Source organism: Mesorhizobium sp. M1252, from assembly GCF_040318265.1.
In the GTDB taxonomy this organism is placed as follows: Bacteria; Pseudomonadota; Alphaproteobacteria; order Rhizobiales; family Rhizobiaceae; genus Mesorhizobium.
Map to the genome: position 1 here is coordinate 43,453 of NZ_JAMYLX010000016.1, position 17,590 is coordinate 61,042.

At 63.5% G+C, this 17,590-nt stretch carries 17 protein-coding genes and 4 pseudogenes; 6 read left to right on the forward strand and 15 right to left on the reverse strand.

The window, feature by feature from the left end; translation table 11 throughout:
• Positions 1–91 precede the first annotated feature (91 nt).
• The 3 genes from NKH22_RS25805 to tesB all read right to left on the reverse strand — a co-directional run bounded on the left by NKH22_RS25805 (position 92) and on the right by tesB (position 2,986).
• Entirely contained in the window at positions 92–1,522 is a 1,431-nt protein-coding gene (locus NKH22_RS25805) for an ammonium transporter (protein ID WP_352911579.1), read from the reverse strand.
• 31 nt (positions 1,523–1,553) lie between these two features.
• A complete protein-coding gene (locus tag NKH22_RS25810; protein ID WP_023670499.1) occupies positions 1,554–1,892 on the reverse strand; it encodes a P-II family nitrogen regulator in 339 nt (112 codons plus the stop codon).
• A gap of 218 nt (positions 1,893–2,110) precedes the next feature.
• Positions 2,111–2,986, reverse strand: coding sequence for an acyl-CoA thioesterase II (gene tesB, locus NKH22_RS25815; protein WP_023687727.1), 876 nt, complete (start codon positions 2,984–2,986; stop codon positions 2,111–2,113).
• Positions 2,987–3,098: 112 nt separating this feature from the next.
• On the opposite strand from tesB, the gene NKH22_RS25820 reads away from it, so the two are divergent.
• The gene (locus tag NKH22_RS25820) at positions 3,099–4,355 is read left to right on the forward strand and encodes a ubiquinone biosynthesis hydroxylase (RefSeq protein WP_023826894.1); all 1,257 of its coding nucleotides are present in this window, start codon (positions 3,099–3,101) and stop codon (positions 4,353–4,355) included.
• Between the two features lie 22 nt (positions 4,356–4,377).
• Here NKH22_RS25820 and plsY read toward each other — a convergent pair.
• Together plsY and NKH22_RS25830 are read right to left on the reverse strand one after the other, a co-directional pair.
• A pseudogene (gene plsY, locus NKH22_RS25825) lies at positions 4,378–5,017 on the reverse strand (glycerol-3-phosphate 1-O-acyltransferase PlsY).
• 16 nt (positions 5,018–5,033) lie between these two features.
• Positions 5,034–5,564 carry a hypothetical protein gene (locus NKH22_RS25830; protein WP_023670503.1) on the reverse strand — a complete coding sequence of 177 codons (531 nt, stop codon included), beginning with the start codon at positions 5,562–5,564 and terminating at the stop codon, positions 5,034–5,036.
• 197 nt (positions 5,565–5,761) lie between these two features.
• Here NKH22_RS25830 and NKH22_RS25835 point away from each other — a divergent pair.
• A pseudogene (locus NKH22_RS25835) lies at positions 5,762–6,352 on the forward strand (FGGY-family carbohydrate kinase); the annotation flags it as partial.
• Positions 6,349–7,953, forward strand: coding sequence for a GMC family oxidoreductase (locus NKH22_RS25840; protein ID WP_352911582.1), 1,605 nt, complete (start codon positions 6,349–6,351; stop codon positions 7,951–7,953). The pseudogene NKH22_RS25835 and the gene NKH22_RS25840, both read left to right, overlap by 4 nt.
• Positions 7,954–7,965: 12 nt before the next feature.
• Here the strand turns inward: NKH22_RS25840 and NKH22_RS25845 are convergent, their stop codons facing one another.
• Complete coding sequence (locus NKH22_RS25845) at positions 7,966–8,322, reverse strand: YciI family protein (RefSeq protein WP_023698373.1); 357 nt, start codon at positions 8,320–8,322, stop codon at positions 7,966–7,968.
• The gene (locus NKH22_RS25850) at positions 8,319–8,534 is read right to left on the reverse strand and encodes a hypothetical protein (RefSeq protein ID WP_023687714.1); all 216 of its coding nucleotides are present in this window, start codon (positions 8,532–8,534) and stop codon (positions 8,319–8,321) included. The genes NKH22_RS25845 and NKH22_RS25850 overlap by 4 nt, the downstream gene beginning before the upstream one ends.
• A 219-nt stretch (positions 8,535–8,753) precedes the next feature.
• Between NKH22_RS25850 and NKH22_RS25855 the strand changes: the two genes are divergently transcribed.
• On the forward strand, positions 8,754–9,179 hold the full coding sequence (locus NKH22_RS25855) for an OsmC family protein (protein ID WP_023726055.1): 426 nt from the start codon (positions 8,754–8,756) through the stop codon (positions 9,177–9,179).
• A gap of 93 nt (positions 9,180–9,272) precedes the next feature.
• On the opposite strand, the gene NKH22_RS25860 is transcribed toward NKH22_RS25855, so the two are convergent.
• The 6 genes from NKH22_RS25860 to NKH22_RS25885 all read right to left on the reverse strand — a co-directional run bounded on the left by NKH22_RS25860 (position 9,273) and on the right by NKH22_RS25885 (position 14,323).
• Positions 9,273–9,902: a YceH family protein gene (locus tag NKH22_RS25860; RefSeq protein WP_352911586.1), complete on the reverse strand. Its 630-nt coding sequence runs from the start codon at positions 9,900–9,902 to the stop codon at positions 9,273–9,275.
• A gap of 241 nt (positions 9,903–10,143) precedes the next feature.
• Positions 10,144–10,923, reverse strand: coding sequence for a succinate dehydrogenase iron-sulfur subunit (locus NKH22_RS25865; protein WP_023670510.1), 780 nt, complete (start codon positions 10,921–10,923; stop codon positions 10,144–10,146).
• 40 nt (positions 10,924–10,963) lie between these two features.
• Positions 10,964–12,793, reverse strand: coding sequence for a succinate dehydrogenase flavoprotein subunit (gene sdhA / locus NKH22_RS25870; RefSeq protein WP_023752701.1), 1,830 nt, complete (start codon positions 12,791–12,793; stop codon positions 10,964–10,966).
• 1 nt (position 12,794) lies between these two features.
• A complete protein-coding gene (sdhD, locus tag NKH22_RS25875) occupies positions 12,795–13,193 on the reverse strand; it encodes a succinate dehydrogenase, hydrophobic membrane anchor protein (RefSeq protein ID WP_023683885.1) in 399 nt (132 codons plus the stop codon).
• Positions 13,193–13,612: a succinate dehydrogenase, cytochrome b556 subunit gene (sdhC, locus tag NKH22_RS25880; protein WP_023683884.1), complete on the reverse strand. Its 420-nt coding sequence runs from the start codon at positions 13,610–13,612 to the stop codon at positions 13,193–13,195. The genes sdhD and sdhC overlap by 1 nt, the downstream gene beginning before the upstream one ends.
• Positions 13,613–13,852: 240 nt before the next feature.
• A complete protein-coding gene (locus NKH22_RS25885) occupies positions 13,853–14,323 on the reverse strand; it encodes a hypothetical protein (protein ID WP_023736777.1) in 471 nt (156 codons plus the stop codon).
• 253 nt (positions 14,324–14,576) lie between these two features.
• On the opposite strand from NKH22_RS25885, the pseudogene NKH22_RS25890 reads away from it, so the two are divergent.
• A pseudogene (locus NKH22_RS25890) lies at positions 14,577–14,953 on the forward strand (hypothetical protein).
• Between the two features lie 37 nt (positions 14,954–14,990).
• Here NKH22_RS25890 and NKH22_RS25895 read toward each other — a convergent pair.
• Both NKH22_RS25895 and NKH22_RS25900 read right to left on the reverse strand, forming a co-directional pair.
• Positions 14,991–16,187: a GGDEF domain-containing protein gene (locus tag NKH22_RS25895; protein WP_023694498.1), complete on the reverse strand. Its 1,197-nt coding sequence runs from the start codon at positions 16,185–16,187 to the stop codon at positions 14,991–14,993.
• A 200-nt stretch (positions 16,188–16,387) separates the two neighbouring features.
• Positions 16,388–17,080 (reverse strand): annotated as a pseudogene (locus tag NKH22_RS25900) (GGDEF domain-containing protein); the annotation flags it as partial.
• Positions 17,081–17,242: 162 nt separating this feature from the next.
• Here NKH22_RS25900 and NKH22_RS25905 point away from each other — a divergent pair.
• Positions 17,243–17,554 carry a hypothetical protein gene (locus NKH22_RS25905; protein ID WP_023670517.1) on the forward strand — a complete coding sequence of 104 codons (312 nt, stop codon included), beginning with the start codon at positions 17,243–17,245 and terminating at the stop codon, positions 17,552–17,554.
• Positions 17,555–17,590 lie beyond the last annotated feature (36 nt).

Consider the following 17,590-nt stretch of genomic DNA (forward strand, 5'->3'; position numbering starts at 1 on the left):
GGAATGACCCGGGCCTCAAAGCGTGAACTCCTTTCGGGAGCGTCACGACGGGATGGGAGAATGCGGGGCGGCCGAGGCCGCCCCGCAAGGCTTACGAGTGGTAGGCCGCTTCGCCATGCGAAGTCAGGTCGAGGCCTTCGCGCTCGGCGTCGGCTGTCGGACGCAGACCGATGATCAAGTCGACAACCTTGTAGAGGATGGCGCTGCCGATGCCCGACCACAGCAGGGTTACCAGGACGCCTTTGCCCTGCGCCAAGAGCTGCGTGGCCGTGCCGGCATAGCCGGCGGCGAAGTCGGCCGTCGAATAGTCGACGATGCCGGCGCCGCCGAGGGAGGGATTGACCAGAATGCCAGTGCCTAGCGCACCGATGATGCCACCGACGCAGTGGACGCCGAAGACATCGAGGCTGTCATCATAGTCGAACGTGTTCTTCACCACCGAGACGAAGAAGTAGCAGACGAAGGTGGCAACGATGCCAAGCACGATAGCGCCCATCGGGCCGGCAAAACCTGCAGCCGGCGTAATCGCGACGAGGCCGGTGACCGCGCCCGAAACAGCGCCGAGCATGGAGGCTTTGCCGCGCAGCAGCGATTCAAGCACGATCCAGGCCACTGCCGCCGCCGCCGTGGCGACGAAGGTGTTGATCATCGCCAGCACCGCATAGGCGTTCGCTTCGAGGTTCGAACCGGCGTTGAAGCCGAACCAGCCGACCCACAGCAATGAAGCGCCGACCATGGTCAGCGTCATCGAGTGCGGCGCCATGATGTCCTTCTTGTAGCCGATGCGCTTGCCGATCATCAGCGCGCCGACGAGACCGGCAATGCCCGCATTGATGTGAACGACCGTGCCGCCGGCGAAGTCGATGGCGCCGAAGCTGAAGATCAGGCCGGACGGGTCGGCATAGGCGCTCGGGCCGCCCCAGAACCAGACCATGTGCGCGATCGGGAAGTAGATTAACGTCACCCATAGGATAACGAAAAGGATCAAGGCGGAGAATTTGACGCGTTCGGCGAATGCGCCGACGATCAGGGCGGGCGTGATGCAGGCGAAGGTCATCTGGAAGACGACGAACACCAGTTCAGGAATGGCGACGCCCTTGCTGAAGGTTTCCGAAAGCGTCGATACGTTGACGCCGGAGAGAAACATCTTCGAAAGGCCGCCGACGAAGGCGTTGCCCGGGGTGAAGGCGAGGCTGTAGCCGTAGAAGACCCAGATGATCATGACCACGCTGGTGATGGTGAAGACCTGCATCAGCACCGACAGCATGTTCTTGGTACGAACCAGGCCGCCGTAGAAAAGCGCAAGGCCGGGAATGGTCATCAACAGCACCAGCACGGTGGAAATCATCATCCACGTGGTGTCGCCCTTGTCGACAGTAAAAGCCGGCGCTGCTGGCGCTGCCGCCGCGACGGCGGGAGCCGCCTCCTGCGCGAAGGCAGCAACCGTGCCCAATGCTCCGAGCGCTAAGGAGCCCAGCAGCGCGGAGCGTGCCACTGACTTCAAGGTGGAAGGTATATTCATTGAACTCTCCATTGGAATACGTGTTCGCCGCTCAAAGTGCGTCGGTGTCTGTTTCGCCGGTACGGATGCGCACCGCCTGATCGATGCCGAAGACGAAGATCTTGCCGTCGCCGATCTGGCCGGTCTTGGCCGCCGCCGTGATGGCTTCGACGGCCTTGTCGACCAGGTCTGTGCTGACCGCGACTTCGATCTTGATTTTCGGCAGGAAACTGACCGCGTATTCCGCCCCGCGATAGATTTCCGTGTGTCCCTTCTGACGCCCGTAGCCTTTGACTTCGGTGACGGTCAGGCCCTGGATGCCGACGGCGGTGAGCGCTTCGCGCACCTCGTCGAGCTTGAACGGCTTGATGATTGCCATCACGATTTTCATAAGGTTTCACCCTTTGCTGTTGCGGTCCCCCGCGTTTGCACACCTTCACCGATCCCAAAAAGCCCGGAGAGTGCCCAACAGGATTCAAGCTCCGTGCCAGTTGCCGAAGCAGGGTGTTAACTCATTGTAAATAAACGGATTGCTCGAGTCCCGGCGGCACGGTGCGCACTGTCAACGGACAGTCACTGATTAAAAAGTAGGCAATTTTTCGAAAATGCCTATTCGGCAGGCGGCCGTTTCAGCCGGATCAGGCCTTCCTGGGCAACCGAGGCGATCAGCGTGCCGTCGCGGGCAAACAGCGAGCCGCGGGTGAAGCCGCGCGACCCCTGCGTCGAGGGGCTGTCCTGCGTGTATAGGATCCAGTCATCGAGCGGATGGCTGCGATGGAACCACATCGCATGGTCGAGGCTCGCCGCCTGGATGTCGCGGTCGAAAATGGCGCGGCCGTGCGCAAAGGTCGAGGTGTCGAGCAGCGTCATGTCGGAGAGGTAGGCAAGCACCGCCGCCTGGATGCCGCGGTCGGCCGGCACCGGGCCGGTGGTGCGGATCCAGATGTTCTGCTGCGGCTCCAGCTTTTCGCGGCTGGTGTAATGCTTCAGCATCACCGGCTTCATCTCAATCGGCCGGTCACGCTCCCAATAGCGCTTGATGCCGTCCGGCACCGCCTCGCCGAACTTGCCCAGCAATTCGCGCTGCGACAACAGGCTGTCGGGCGGCGGCACGTCGCGCGGCATCGGCAGCTGATGCTCAAGGCCAACCTCATCCTGCTGGAACGAGGCTTCCAGCGAAAAGATCGCCTGGCCGTGCTGGATCGCCACCACGCGCCGCGTGGTGAAGGAGCCGCCATCGCGGATGCGGTCGACCTCGTAGACGATCGGCACCTTGGTGTCGCCGGGCCGCATGAAATAGCCGTGCAGCGAATGCACGTGGCGCTCGGGCTCGACGGTGCGCTGCGCGGCGACCAGCGCCTGGGCAATGGTCTGGCCGCCGAAAACGCGCTGCCAGTCGAGCTTGGGGCTGCGACCACGGTACAGATTGTGTTCCAGCTGCTCGAGGTCGAGAATGCTGAGAAGCTCGTCCATGGCCGCCGTCATGCTTCGTGACCTCGCCGTAAGATGCTATGGCGGTTTCCGACAGGAATGGCGGGCAGTCAAGGCCGGAATGCCCCAGTGGGCGGGGATGGTCGAGACTTCGAAAGGAATTGACATGGCGAACCGCAACACGGACGCAAAAAACCCGCTCGACGTGCTGGTCGCTGGCGCCGGCTATGTCGGCCTCGCCGCCGCCGTGTCGCTGAAACAGGCGCGGCCGGGCCTCGCCGTGGCGGTCGTTGATGCTGCCCCCGCCGGCGTCTGGCAGAAGGACCGCCGCGCCTCGGCGATCGCCGCCGCCGCCTGCCGCATGCTCGACCAGCTCGGCGTCTGGCAGGAAATCGTCGGGCAATCGCAGGCGATCACCGAGATGATCGTCACCGATTCGCGCACCGCCGATCCGGTGCGTCCGGTGTTTCTCACCTTCGATGGCGAGGTCGCGCCGGGCGAACCGTTCGCCCACATGGTCACCAACAAGGACCTGAACGGCGCCTTGCGCCGCCGCGCGCAAAAGCTCGGCATCGACATCATCGAAGGTGTCGCGGTCGCATCGTTCGACGGCAATGGCGCCGGCATCACCGTGCATCTGGCCGACGGCGCGGCGATTAAGGCGCGGCTGCTGGTCGCCGCCGACGGCGTCAATTCCAAATTGCGCGACATGGCCGGCATCAAGACGGTGAAATGGGAATATGGCCAGTCCGGCATCGTCTGCACGGTGGCGCATGAGCGCCCGCACAATGGCCGCGCCGAAGAGCATTTTCTGCCGGCCGGCCCGTTTGCAACGCTGCCGCTCAAGCCCACCGAGGACGGCACCAACCGTTCGTCGCTGGTCTGGGTCGAACGTTCCGAGGATGCCGAGAAGCTGGTCTCGGGCGACGACCTCGTCTTCGAGCAGGAGCTTGAAATGCGCTTCGGCCTGAAGCTCGGCGAAATCCGCGTCACCGACAAGCCGCGCGCCTGGCCGCTCGGCCTGACCATCGCGCGCGCCTTCGTCGCCCCGCGCGTAGCACTTGCCGGCGACGCCGCGCACGGCATCCACCCGATCGCCGGCCAGGGCCTCAATCTCGGCTTCAAGGATGTGGCGGCCCTTGCCGAAGTGGTGGTCGAGGCCGATCGCTTGGGACAGGATATCGGCGCGCTCGACGTGCTCGAGCGCTACCAGCAATGGCGCCGCTTCGACACGGTGCAGATGGGCGTCACCACAGATGTGCTGAACCGGCTGTTTTCCAACGACATCGGCCCGCTGCGCCAGCTCCGCGACATAGGCCTCGGCCTTGTCGAACGGATGCCCAGGCTGAAGGAGTTCTTCATCCGCCAGGCGTCGGGGTTGTCCAACGGCACACCACGGCTGCTCAAGGGTGAGGCGATTTAGGCCGGGAATGAGTGCCGCTTTGTCATAGACGCGGCTCGGCTCCTGACGTCAGCCGCGCAATGTTGGCGCGGTGGCGCACGATCACGTAGATGCCGCCGGCGATGACCAGCAACCGGTAGGGCAATGGTTGTCCCATGCCGCCGACGAGGGCGATCGCGGTGAGCGCCGCCAGCATCGAACTCAGGGACACAATTCGGGAAACTGCCAACACCACGGCAAATGCCGTCGCCGCGCCTAGGCCCACAGGCCAGGACATCGCCAACAAAACACCCAACCCCCGTCGCAGCCGATTTGCCGCCGGTGAAATTCAGCCAGATCGAACGGCTATGCCCAAGCAAAACAGCGAGTCCGGCCAAGCATACAATCCAAGGAGCCCAAACGGGCATATCAGATATTGCCGACGGCGGCGTTGCGGAGGACCAGAAACAAAACCAACGGGCAAAGATGACCGCTGCCGCCCCTTTCAGCACGTCCACCAGAAGCACCACCAATGCTGGCCATTTCCCGAGTGTGCGCAATACATTTGTCGCACCGGTGGACTTGGAGCCGTGCTCCCGGATATCGATGCCCTTAAGCAGTTTCCCCGCCAGATAGCCGGCAGGCGTAGAGCCGATAAGGTAAGCGGCAGCCGATCCTACCACGCTCGCTATCCAGAATGACATGCGCCCGGGCTGTTTCTCAGTTGACCTCAAACCCCAGCTTCTGCCGCAGTCGCAGCATGCGTTGGTCGGCGACCTTGAAACTCTGCTCGCCGCTCTTGGCAACACGATCCAGCATCTGCAGCAGATCTTCGCGCTCATGCGGATCGAGGCGCTCGCGCAGGAAGGGCGCCAGCTTGTCGATGACGATCGTCGTGTCGTCGATCTGCGCCGCGGCCCATTTGGCGTAGACGACGGCTTCATCGGTCTTCTTCTGGTTGTCCGCAATCTGCGAGATCACCTCGCGGATGACCGTTTCGCGCTTCGGCAGGATCGGGCCGTGCTCCGCTGCCAGTGCGGTGATCAGCGTTGCCGCCGCCACCACCGGATCGTCGATCGCCGTCAGCGGCGACAGCGCCGCCTGCTTGCGCAGCTTCTTGCGCCTTATGTTGCCCTGGACGCGGCCGACGACGTCGGCGACCTCGCGCGCGGCTTCGTTCATGGCCTTCATGCGATACCACCAGAACGCCCCGGCTCCCAGCACGCCGAGAATAGCAATCAGGAAAGGCATGTCGAATTCCCCCGAAAATTGCGGCGACGATAGGAGAACTCCGGCGTTGCTTCAACACGCAAGAATTGTATCTGATGAGAAAACAGAGCTGGCCCCCTAATCATCCAGACGCCGAGATCGGACGTCCTGGGTTCAGGTCGCTCGTCACGGGCACTAATGATGCAACCGCTTAGCGATAACGCCGACTTCGCGTCGAGCGCGGTGCCCATTATGACGATCCGTTCGGCCACTGCAATGCGGCTGTCGGCGCGGTGACGCCGGCCTGGGACGATCCGATGTTCCACCCGTTTCTCTACGGGTCGTGGCAAGGGGCCGAATACCGCGCCGGCTTCTACGGCCTTGCCGGCTGGCACAAGGAAGGCCATATGCTGCGCGCGCTGTTCGAGGGCGTGATGTTCGAGCATAGGCGCCACATCAATGTCCTGAAGGACGCCGGTGTCAGCTTCGACAAGGCGGTCCTGTCCGGCGGCGGCTCGCGCAGCGAGCACTGGCCGCAAATCTTCGCCGACGGGCTTGGGGTGCCGATCACCGTGCCTGAGGCGCGCGAGACCGGCGCGCTTGGCGCGGCAATCGGCGCCGGGGTCGCGGCCGGCCTGTTCGCCGACTATGAGGCCGGCGTCGACGCCATGACCCGGTCAAGCGCCGCCTACCGTCCGAACCCGGCCATGCAGGACCATTACAACAGGCGTTATCGCGCCTATTGCGGCCTTGCCGATACGCTGCGATCGTTCTGGGCCGAACACGCCGCAGAACCGAGTAGAACACCGCCGAGTAAACCACCGCAATGACCCAACGGCTCGATGGCGACTACGACTACATCATTGTCGGCGCAGGCACCGCCGGCTGCGTGCTGGCCAATCGCCTGAGCGAAAACCCGGCGACGCGCGTGCTGCTGCTCGAGGCCGGCGGCAGCGACAATTATCACTGGGTGCATATCCCGGTCGGCTATCTCTATTGCATCGGCAATCCGCGCACCGACTGGATGATGAAGACTGCCCCCGAAGCCGGCCTGAACGGCCGCTCGCTGGTCTATCCCCGCGGCAAGGTGCTGGGCGGCTGCACCTCGGTCAACGGCATGATCTACATGCGGGGACAGGCGGCGGACTATGATGGCTGGCGGCAGATGGGCAATGTCGGCTGGGGCTGGGACGATGTGCTGCCCTATTTCCTCAAATCCGAGGACCATCATGGCGGCAAGACCGAGCTGCACGGTTCCGGCGGCGAATGGAAAGTGGCGCGGCAACGCCTGTCCTGGCCGATCCTGAACACGGTGCAGGAGGCGGCCAAGGAATTCGGCATCACGCCGCGCGAGGATTTTAACGACGGCGACAATGAGGGGTCCGGCTTCTTCGAAGTCAACCAGAGCAAGGGCGTGCGCTGGAACACAGCCAAGGCATTCTTGCGCCCGGCGCTGCGACGGCCGAACCTCAGGCTGGTCGTCAACGCGCATGTCGAGACAGTGCTGTTCGAGGGCAAGCGTGCTATCGGCGTTTGTTATCGCGTCGGCGGCCAAACCATCGAGGCAAAGGCCAGCGAGGTGCTGCTGACTGCCGGCTCGATCAACACGCCGAAACTGCTGGAGCTTTCCGGGGTCGGCGAGCCGGATCGCCTCGCCGCGCTCGGCATCGATGTGGTTCACGCCAGCCCCAATGTCGGCGAGAACCTTCAGGACCATCTGCAGATCCGCACTGTCTACAAAGTGTCGTCGGCGCTGACGCTCAACACGCTAGCCAACAGCCTGAGCGGCAAGGCGAAGATCGCGCTGCAATATGCCTTTGGCCGCTCGGGACCGATGTCGATGGCGCCGAGCCAGTTCGGCATGTTCTCGAAATCCGATCCGTCGATGGCGACGCCGGACCTGGAGTACCACGTCCAGCCCTTGTCTACCGACCGGCTGGGCGACCCGCTGCACCCGTTCCCGGCAATCACCATGTCGGTCTGCAATCTGCGGCCCGAGAGCGTCGGCTCGGTGCACGCTACGACGCGCGAGCTGGCCGTGCAGCCGGAGATCCGGCTGAACTACCTCTCTACGGCGCGCGACCGCGAGATCGCGCTGCGTTCGGTGCGCCAGGCGCGCAGCATCATGACCGCCAAGGCTCTTGCCGGCTTCCATCCGGAAGAAATCCTGCCTGGTCTCGCCCACCAGTCGGACGAGGACCTGCTGCACCAGATCGGCTCGATCGCCACGACCATCTTCCACCCGGTCGGCACCTGCCGGATGGGCATCGATGACCGCGCCGTCGTCAGCCCGGACCTGCGCGTGACCGGTATCGAGGGGCTGCGGATCATCGACGCGTCGATCATGCCGCGCATCGTCTCCGGCAACACCGCCTCGCCAGTGGTGATGATCGCCGAGAAGGCGGCGGATATGATCCGCCGGCCTGCATGACGTCGCCGCCGCCTATGACCCCGGCACGTCGTAGATCGCCCTGACTTCGACGGTGCCGATTTCAGCCAGCGGAATTTTGCCGGCGATCTCCAGCGCCTTGTCGAGAGTGTCGGCTTCGATCATGACGAAACCAAGCAACTGCTCCTTGGTTTCGGCAAACGGACCGTCAGTGATCAGCCGCTTGCCTTGGCGCCGCCGCACCGTCTTCGACGTCTTCACCGATTGCAGCGCCTGCGCGATGATCAGCTTGCCTTGCTGGTCCAATGACCGATCATAGGCCATCGAATCGGCGTCGAGCTTGGCCAGACGCTCCGGCGTCATGGCATGGAGGTCCTTTTCCTCGCCGTAGACCAGACAGACATATTTCATTTCCAGCTCCCTTGCTGTGACGAAGCATATGCGATCACGGCGCCGGCGGCATCCCTGCCGGCAGCAGCGTGGTCGAGCACGCAGACCGCAATGCCGATCACAGCGACCGCAGCAAGCAGCCGGCCGAAGCCGGAAGGTCGCGAGCAGTCGATCTCGTGTAGACGCGCGCTTTTGTCGGCGTCGTTCCAATGGGCAGAAAACAGATTGTTCATCTTGGATCTCCATCCGCCACGAGAATCCGTGGACGCTCGCAGGACGGCCGGCGCCGATGCAAGTCGACATTTTTGCACGCACATTTTTCAGAAAAAATTTGCAGGGCACGCCGGCGTCGCATCCGGCCGAAACAGCGCGGTGGTCTTCCCCTGCCGCCGCGCTATAGTTGGAGGGAACGCCGCGTGGCCGGCGCTGTCGCTGTAATCAAGGAGAATTTTATGGACCGCACCGCAAACGCCGTCTGGAAAGGCAATCTGAAGGAAGGCAAGGGCACGCTCGACAGCCAGAGCGGCACCTTGAAGGGCACGCCCTATTCGTTCAAGGCTCGCTTCGAGGACGAGAGCGGCAAATCCGGCACCAATCCCGAAGAGTTGATCGCGGCGGCACACGCCGGCTGCTACGCCATGCAGCTGTCGCATTTCCTGGCCGAGAACGGCACGCCCGCCACTGAACTCGACGCCAAGGCGGTGGTGACGCTGGTCCCCGGCACCGGCATCACCGGCAGCGCCATCACCCTGATCGGCAAGGTACCGGGCATCGATGCGGCGAAGTTCAAGGAACTGGCCGAGAAGGCCAAGGCGGAGTGCCCGGTTTCGAAGGCACTCGGCGCCATCAAAGTATCGCTCGACGCGAAGCTGGGGTGAAACGAAGGGATTCGAAGTGAGAAACGCCGGCTTAACGCCGGCGTTTGCATTTTCAGAGGCCAGCGATCCGTCGCGCCAACGCTCCGGTGATAGTTAAGCCCCCAGCGCATCAAGCCGGGCGCGAAGCGCTGCGACTTCCTGCTCCAGCGATTCAATCCTTGCTTCCAGGTCAGAGGCCGGCAGGACCGGCGAACTCCGTTGTGCAGAGAGGGCAGCAACGTCCACGGGGCCGGCGAGCAGATGCACAAAACGGTCCTCGCGCTGCCCCGGCCCGCGCGGTATTTCCTGGACGAGCGGTGGGCGGCGGCCGATCAGCATGTCGAGTTCAGCGCGCAGGTCTTCGATCGACGAAACCCGCGCCATGCGCTCAGCTCGCGCCAGCAGCTCATGCACCGTCTGCGGACCGCGCAGCAAAAGCAGGCCGATCACCGCGGTCTGCGGCCTCGTCAGCGAGAAGCGCTGCGCCATCTGATGCTCATAGCGCTCGACGCGCGAGCCGAACATCTGCCGCACCAGCCCCTTCTGCTCGAGCAACTTCAGCGTCCGATGCACCTCTGTCGGCTCGAGCGCCATGACAGGCTCGCGCGCCGTCTTCTGGTTGGCGGCTGCAAGTGCTGCATTCAGCGTCAGCGGATAGACATCCGGCGTCAGCTCCTTCTTCTCGATCAGGCAGCCGAGCACACGGGCTTCGACGGGATTGAGGATTGGAAGCTCTTCGCTCATTGGGTTGAGTATCCTTTCTAGCGCCGGCGAGACAGCGCCCACCTCTCTGTCCTACCGGATATCTCCCCACGCGGGGGGAGATCGGCAGCTTCGCCGACAGCGCGCCATCCTTCAACCTTGGAGATTGGCGAAAGCCGCGATGACGGCCAGTCTCCCCACCCGTGGGGGAGATGTCCGGCAGGACAGAGGGGCGCGCGAAGGATCGCCGCGTTCGAGATTGCCGCGAGCGAACTCGCCTCAACTAAACCCGCCGCTCCACCATCATCTTCTTGATCTCGGCAATCGCCTTGGCCGGGTTGAGCCCCTTCGGGCAGGTCTGGGCGCAGTTCATGATGGTGTGGCAGCGGTAGAGCCGGAACGGGTCTTCGAGATCGTCGAGCCGTTCGCCCGTGGCTTCGTCGCGGCTGTCGATCAGCCAGCGATAGGCCTGCAGCAACGTCGCCGGGCCGAGATAGCGGTCGCCGTTCCACCAATAGCTCGGGCACGAGGTCGAGCAGCAGGCGCACAGGATGCACTCGTAGAGCCCGTCGAGCTTTTCGCGATCCTCATGGCTCTGCAGCCATTCCTTGGCCGGCTCTGGCGACACTGTCTTCAGCCATGGCTGGATCGAGGCGTGCTGGGCGTAGAAATTGGTGAGGTCGGGCACCAGATCCTTGACCACCTGCATATGCGGCAGCGGGTAGACCTTGACGGCGCCGGAAATGTCGTCGCAGCCCTTGGTGCAGGCCAGCGTGTTGGAGCCATCGATGTTCATGGCGCAGGAGCCGCAAATGCCTTCGCGGCATGAGCGGCGCAAGGCAAGCGTCGGATCGATCTTGTTCTTGATCCAGAGCAGCGCGTCGAGCACCATCGGCCCGCAATCGTCCATGTCGACGAAATAGGTGTCGATGCGCGGGTTCTCGTCATCGTCGGGCGACCAGCGGTAGATGCGGTATTCCCTGAGGTTGGTGGCGCCCTCCGGCTTCGGCCAGGTCTTGCCCGGCTGCACCTTGGAGTTCTTGGGAAGCGTTAGTTCGACCATTACCTCAGGTCCTTTCGGATGACGAGCTTCGGCACCATGGTCAGTACACCCTGGCCTTGGGCGCGATCTTGGCGAGGCTGATGCCGCCGTCCTTTTCCGCCACCAACGGTTCGGTGTGCACCGGACGATAGCTGAGGCTCACCTGGCCGTCCTCGCTTAGCCGGGCCAGCGTATGCTTACGCCAGACAGTGTCGTCGCGGGCCGAGAAATCTTCGCGCGCATGCGCGCCGCGGCTCTCCTTGCGCGCCTCGGCGCCGTAGACCGTGGTGATGGCGTTGGCCATCAGATTTTCCAGCTCCAGCGTCTCGACCAGGTCGGAATTCCAGATCATCGAGCGGTCGGAGACTTTCAGGTCCTTGAGCTCGGTCCATATCTGCGAAATGCGCTTGCAGCCGTTTTCGAGCGACTCCTGTGTGCGGAACACGGCGGCGTCTTCCTGCATCGCCTTCTGCATTTTCTCACGCAGAACAGCGGTTGGCGTCGACCCATTGGCGTGGCGCAGCCGGTCGAAGCGATCCATGATCTTTTCGACCGAGGCTTCGTTGGGCGAAGGGATCGCCGAATTGCGGTCGATGACCTGGCCGGCGCGGATTGCCGCGGCGCGGCCGAACACCACCAGATCGATCAGCGAATTCGAGCCCAGCCGATTGGCGCCGTGCACCGAGGCACAGCCGGCCTCGCCGACCGCCATCAGCCCGGGTGACACCCGGTCAGGATTCTCGACAGTCGGGTTCAGCACCTCGCCCCAGTAATTGGTCGGCACGCCGCCCATATTGTAGTGCACCGTCGGCAGCACGGGGATCGGCTCCTTGGTCAGGTCGACGCCGGCGAAAATCCTGGCCGATTCCGAAATGCCCGGCAGCCGCTCATGCAGCACGGCCGGATCGAGATGGTCGAGATGCAGGAAGATATGGTCCTTGTTCTTGCCGACCCCGCGGCCTTCGCGGATCTCCAGCGTCATGCAACGCGAGACGACGTCGCGCGAGGCCAGGTCCTTGGCCGACGGCGCGTAGCGCTCCATGAAGCGCTCGCCCTCGGAATTGACGAGATAGCCGCCCTCGCCGCGCGCGCCTTCGGTGATCAGGCAGCCGGCGCCGTAGATGCCGGTCGGATGAAACTGCACGAACTCCATATCCTGCAACGGGAAGCCGGCCCGTGCCGCCATGCCGCCGCCGTCGCCTGTACAGGTGTGCGCCGACGTCGCCGAGAAATAGGCGCGGCCATATCCGCCGGTCGCCAGCACCACCATCTTGGCGGAGAAGCGATGGATGGTGCCGTCGTCGAGGTTCCAGGCGACGACGCCGGTGCAGGTGCCGTCCGGTTCCATGATCAGGTCGAGCGCAAAATACTCGATGAAGAACTGTGCATTGTTCTTCAGCGACTGGCCGTAGAGCGTGTGCAGGATGGCGTGACCGGTGCGGTCGGCGGCAGCACAGGTGCGCTGCACCGGCGGGCCGTCGCCATAATTCATCATGTGTCCGCCGAACGGCCGCTGGTAGATCTTGCCCTCTTCGGTGCGCGAGAACGGCACGCCGTAATGCTCGAGCTCGTAGACCGCCGCCGGTGCCTCGCGCACCAGATATTCCATGGCGTCGACGTCGCCCAGCCAGTCCGAACCCTTGACGGTGTCGTACATGTGCCACTGCCAGGAGTCCGGACCCATGTTGGACAGCGACGCGGCAATGCCGCCTTGTGCCGCCACCGTGTGCGAGCGGGTCGGGAACACTTTGGTGATGCAGGCCGTGCGCAGGCCCTGCTCGGCCATGCCGAGCGTGGCGCGCAGGCCGGCGCCGCCGGCGCCGACGACCACCACGTCGAACTTGTGGTCGACAAAGGTATAGCCGGTGGCCGATTTCGCGTCCTTGGCCAAATCAGCCTCCGAATGCCAGTTTGAGCAGGGCGAAGATCGAGGCGACGCCGACCGCTATGGTGAAAAACGTGCTGAGTGCGATCAGCGCCAGCTTCATGCCTTCGGCATGCACGTAATCCTCGATAATGACCTGCATGCCGACACGCATATGGGTGAGACCGGAAACGAGCACCAGCGCCAACACCAGCGCCACGAACGGACTGGCGAGCGCCGCCCGCACCTCGGCGAAGCCGGCGCCATTGAGCGCGATCAGGAACCCGACGAAGAACAGTATCAGCGGGATGTTGGCAATGGCCGTCAGCCGCTGTCGCCAGAAATGCCCGGTGCCTTCGCGGGCCGAGCCCAGACCGCGGACCTTGGCCAGCGGCGTGCGCATATCGTTGTTGTTCGTGCCGCTCATCACAAGGTTCCCCGCGCCATGTAGCCGGCGACCCAGATCAGCAGCGTGAGCAGGATGGAACCGGCGAGCGTCGCCCAGGCGATCTTCGATGCCGTGTGTTTCTCCAGCCCGGCGCCGGTGTCCCAGACGAGATGGCGCACGCCGCCCAGCATGTGGTGCATCAGCGCCCAGGTGTAGCCGAACAGGATGAGCCGGCCGAGCCAGGTGCCGAAGGCCCAGTTGATCCAATCGAAAGCGCCTTGCGAACTCGCCGCCGCCATCAGCCACGCGGCGACCAGCAGCGTGCCGAAATACAGCGCCCCGCCAGTGATGCGATGAATGATTGACATCGTCATGGTGATCGGTGGGCGGTAAATCGTCAGGTGCGGCGAGAGCGGCCGTTCACGTCTGGCGGTTCGGGTGGCTGGTGATTTGCTCATGGCTGCCCCAGTTCGATGTCCGGAGCCGCGGTGGAAAGCGGCACTTACCGCCTCGATATATGACTTCAGACAGCCGGTTTCTAATGCTCTTTTTGCACCGCGTCAAAGCCGGAAAATCGTTTTGAAAACGTCATTTAGTCTGACAAAAGGCTGCTGTTTCGCTTCAATCGATTTGGCCACCGTCGAAAGCCGGCGCACCGTTCGCTGCAGTGCGGCATTTCCTTTGCAATCGACGCCAGGCTATCGTTTGCAGGTCTGTGGTGTCGAGCCCCTCTTCATCACCAGCGCCTCGCGCGCGTCGATCACGATTGCGTCATGCGACGCCGCTTCCTGGTAGCGGCTGGACTGGTTGGCGGGTGATGCGGCAAACTCCTCGGTCGTGCCGTCTGGCCTGACAACGCGCAGCGCCGTGCCGAGGTTCTGGATGGTGATCACACCGCCATTGCCGCATCTGTAAGTCGCCGTGCCGACAGCAGACCGCGGGGCCGTAAGGTCGGTGACAATCTTGGCTGGCGGTGCGGCAGGTGCTGCAGGAGCCGTTGCGGAAGCCGGGGGCGCCACAGGTGGGGCGGACTGCTGAGCCGGCGCGGGCGCGACAGTGGGTGGTACGGTATTCACCGCCGTCGGCGCGCCGTTCTGCGGCACGCAGGCTGCGGCAGTCAGCAAGGGGATCGACAACAGCGTCACCCGAAACGTCCGGCGTAACGCCATATGCTGTCCTCCTGCGCGGCTAACTAGCCGCGATGTTCCACCAAGATCAAGCTCACCCGACGTCAGCGTAGTTGTGTGCGTCGCGGCCGATGGTGCGGGCAAGCATGGCCGAATGATGACGCCCGGGTTTTCCATCCCGTCGGATATTAACCATGTTTGGCGAGAGATCGCCGCCGGATGCGCCTGCCCTCTTAACAAAGGTTAAGAAAAGGTTAATTTCAGATTCGATCGGGTCCACAGCAGAGAGGACACCATGCTTTCGAATTCAGGAAGAGCGCGCCTTGCGGCGCTTGTGCTGGCGACAGCCAGTCTCGGCTTCGCCGCCCCGGCAATGGCCTGGTCGCGCCATCATGACCGCGTCTATGCCGATTCCCTGGGCAATCTCGTCATCGACAGCGCCGCCGGCTACAAGCGCATCATTGTCGGCCAAGGAAAGGCAGGCTGGCCAAGAAATTGTCCGACTACACCAGCGCCGGGCAGCCGGAAGCGGAACCGGAAGTCCTTTATGAAGACGAGGCGGATCACATCTCCAGGCGTGGCTGCTACCAGCCGCCAGTGTTCGTGAAGGGCCGCTCCTATATGTACGGCCTCTCCGATGGCGAAATGCCCAACCTCAGCCCTTGCCGCTGATGATCCGGCACGGCCGAGAGGCCGTTTAAGCGAGACGCTAACCGACGCTGCCTGTATCCGGGATGAACACCGTTTCCGCCCGCTCATAGGACAATCGCACACTGTCGCGGCCGTTCTTCTTGGCCTTGTAGAGCGCTTCGTCGGCGCGCCGCATCAGCGGCTCCAGCCCTTCGTCGCCGGTGCGCGCCGCGACGCCGAAGCTCGCGGTCACCCTGGTGCCCGGCGGCAACCCGTCGATACTGCCGGCCGAATAGTGCGTGCGCACGGCTTCGGCAAACAGCCGCGCCGTGGCAAGATCGCTCAGCGACAGAAGCACGGCGAACTCCTCGCCGCCGATGCGGCCGGCAACCGCACGCGTGCCGGCGGCCGCGCGAAGCTTGGCGGCGAAGTCGGCGATCACCTGGTCGCCCGCGGCATGTCCGTATTTGTCGTTGAGCGCCTTGAAGTGATCGAGATCGGCCAGCACCAGCGCGACCGGCACCTTGGTAACAGCGCAATGCTGCAGCACCAGCAAGGCGCGCTCCTCGAAACCCCTGCGGTTGAGCAGGCCAGACAGCGGATCGGTGTGCGTCTCGGTCTTCAGCGCCTTCATCACGTCGAGCGCAGCTGCCGAGAACAGGCAGAGCGCGATCAGCAACGACAGCAGCGCGTGCGTCAAAAGCGCCGTCGTCCAGTAGGACGAGCCATAAAACCCGTCATAGCTGGTGAACGGCCCGTGCGAGATGACGACGAGCAGCGTGCGGCCGATGAAGTTCAGCCCGGACAGCAGCGACAGTACGAACAGGATTTTTTCCGTCGGGCCGTTCTTGCGCACGGCGCGCAGCTCGGCGGCGACCAGCAGGCTGAGGCCGCCAAAGCCGAAATTGATCGACAGGATGCGCCAAGTTAAGTCCGGCTGGACGAACAGGAACCAGCAGAATGCGACCATCCCGCCAGCCGCCAGAATGCCGATCGCGATATAGGGCACGCGCCTGCCGTAGCGCGAGATGATCGCACCGACGAGGCAGCAGGCGGCGAGCGTGAAGCAGAGGTTGGAGACCAGCTTGGTCAGCACCATGCCGCCGGGCAGCGTGAAATACTGCAGCAGGAAGCCGGGCGCGGACACGCAATAGCTCGTGCCGAGCACAGCCAGATAGGGCCGGTGGCGCTGATAGAACCATAGCACGAGGAACGCCGCGCCGAGCGCCAGCGCGATCGTCGGATTGAGCAGCGCTATGAACAGGCCGGTGTCCAAAGGACGGTGACTTCCCGCTTGACGTCCGGGAAGACCTTAGAGCGCAAGCCCCAACAAGCGGTTAAGCCGGGACGAATATGCAAGTCGCCACTCATGAAGCTGGTGCACGGAACCGGGACCTGAGGCCGGCGTTTCCTGACAGCAATCAAGGAGAAGTTGTTCATGGCCGACACGATCACGCTGACCGATCACGAAGCCTTGAGCAGGCCAGACAGCGGATCGGTGTGCGTCTCGGTCTTCAGCGCCTTCATCACGTCGAGCGCAGCTGCCGAGAACAGGCAGAGCGCGATCAGCAACGACAGCAGCGCGTGCGTCAAAAGCGCCGTCGTCCAGTAGGACGAGCCATAAAACCCGTCATAGCTGGTGAACGGCCCGTGCGAGATGACGACGAGCAGCGTGCGGCCGATGAAGTTCAGCCCGGACAGCAGCGACAGTACGAACAGGATTTTTTCCGTCGGGCCGTTCTTGCGCACGGCGCGCAGCTCGGCGGCGACCAGCAGGCTGAGGCCGCCAAAGCCGAAATTGATCGACAGGATGCGCCAAGTTAAGTCCGGCTGGACGAACAGGAACCAGCAGAATGCGACCATCCCGCCAGCCGCCAGAATGCCGATCGCGATATAGGGCACGCGCCTGCCGTAGCGCGAGATGATCGCACCGACGAGGCAGCAGGCGGCGAGCGTGAAGCAGAGGTTGGAGACCAGCTTGGTCAGCACCATGCCGCCGGGCAGCGTGAAATACTGCAGCAGGAAGCCGGGCGCGGACACGCAATAGCTCGTGCCGAGCACAGCCAGATAGGGCCGGTGGCGCTGATAGAACCATAGCACGAGGAACGCCGCGCCGAGCGCCAGCGCGATCGTCGGATTGAGCAGCGCTATGAACAGGCCGGTGTCCAAAGGACGGTGACTTCCCGCTTGACGTCCGGGAAGACCTTAGAGCGCAAGCCCCAACAAGCGGTTAAGCCGGGACGAATATGCAAGTCGCCACTCATGAAGCTGGTGCACGGAACCGGGACCTGAGGCCGGCGTTTCCTGACAGCAATCAAGGAGAAGTTGTTCATGGCCGACACGATCACGCTGACCGATCACGAAGCAATTCGCTCATGGGCCGCAGGGCGCGCCGGATTTCCGGCGATCGTCGATGTATCGCCCGAAACCGGAACGCAGCCGTTGCTGAGGCTCGTCTTCGGCCAGCACGCCTATCAGGACCAGGATCAGCCTGAACGCCCGGTCAACGCAGGCGGCTACGAGCTGGTCGAATGGGACGAGTGGTTCAAGATCTTCGACGAGCGCGAACTGGCGCTGGTGGTCGCGGCCGACGAACCCGGCAGCCGGGAGGAATTTCATGAAATCATCCGGCGTGCCGGCTAGGGCATAATACCCCAAGGGTCTTAGAGCGGCGCGCTT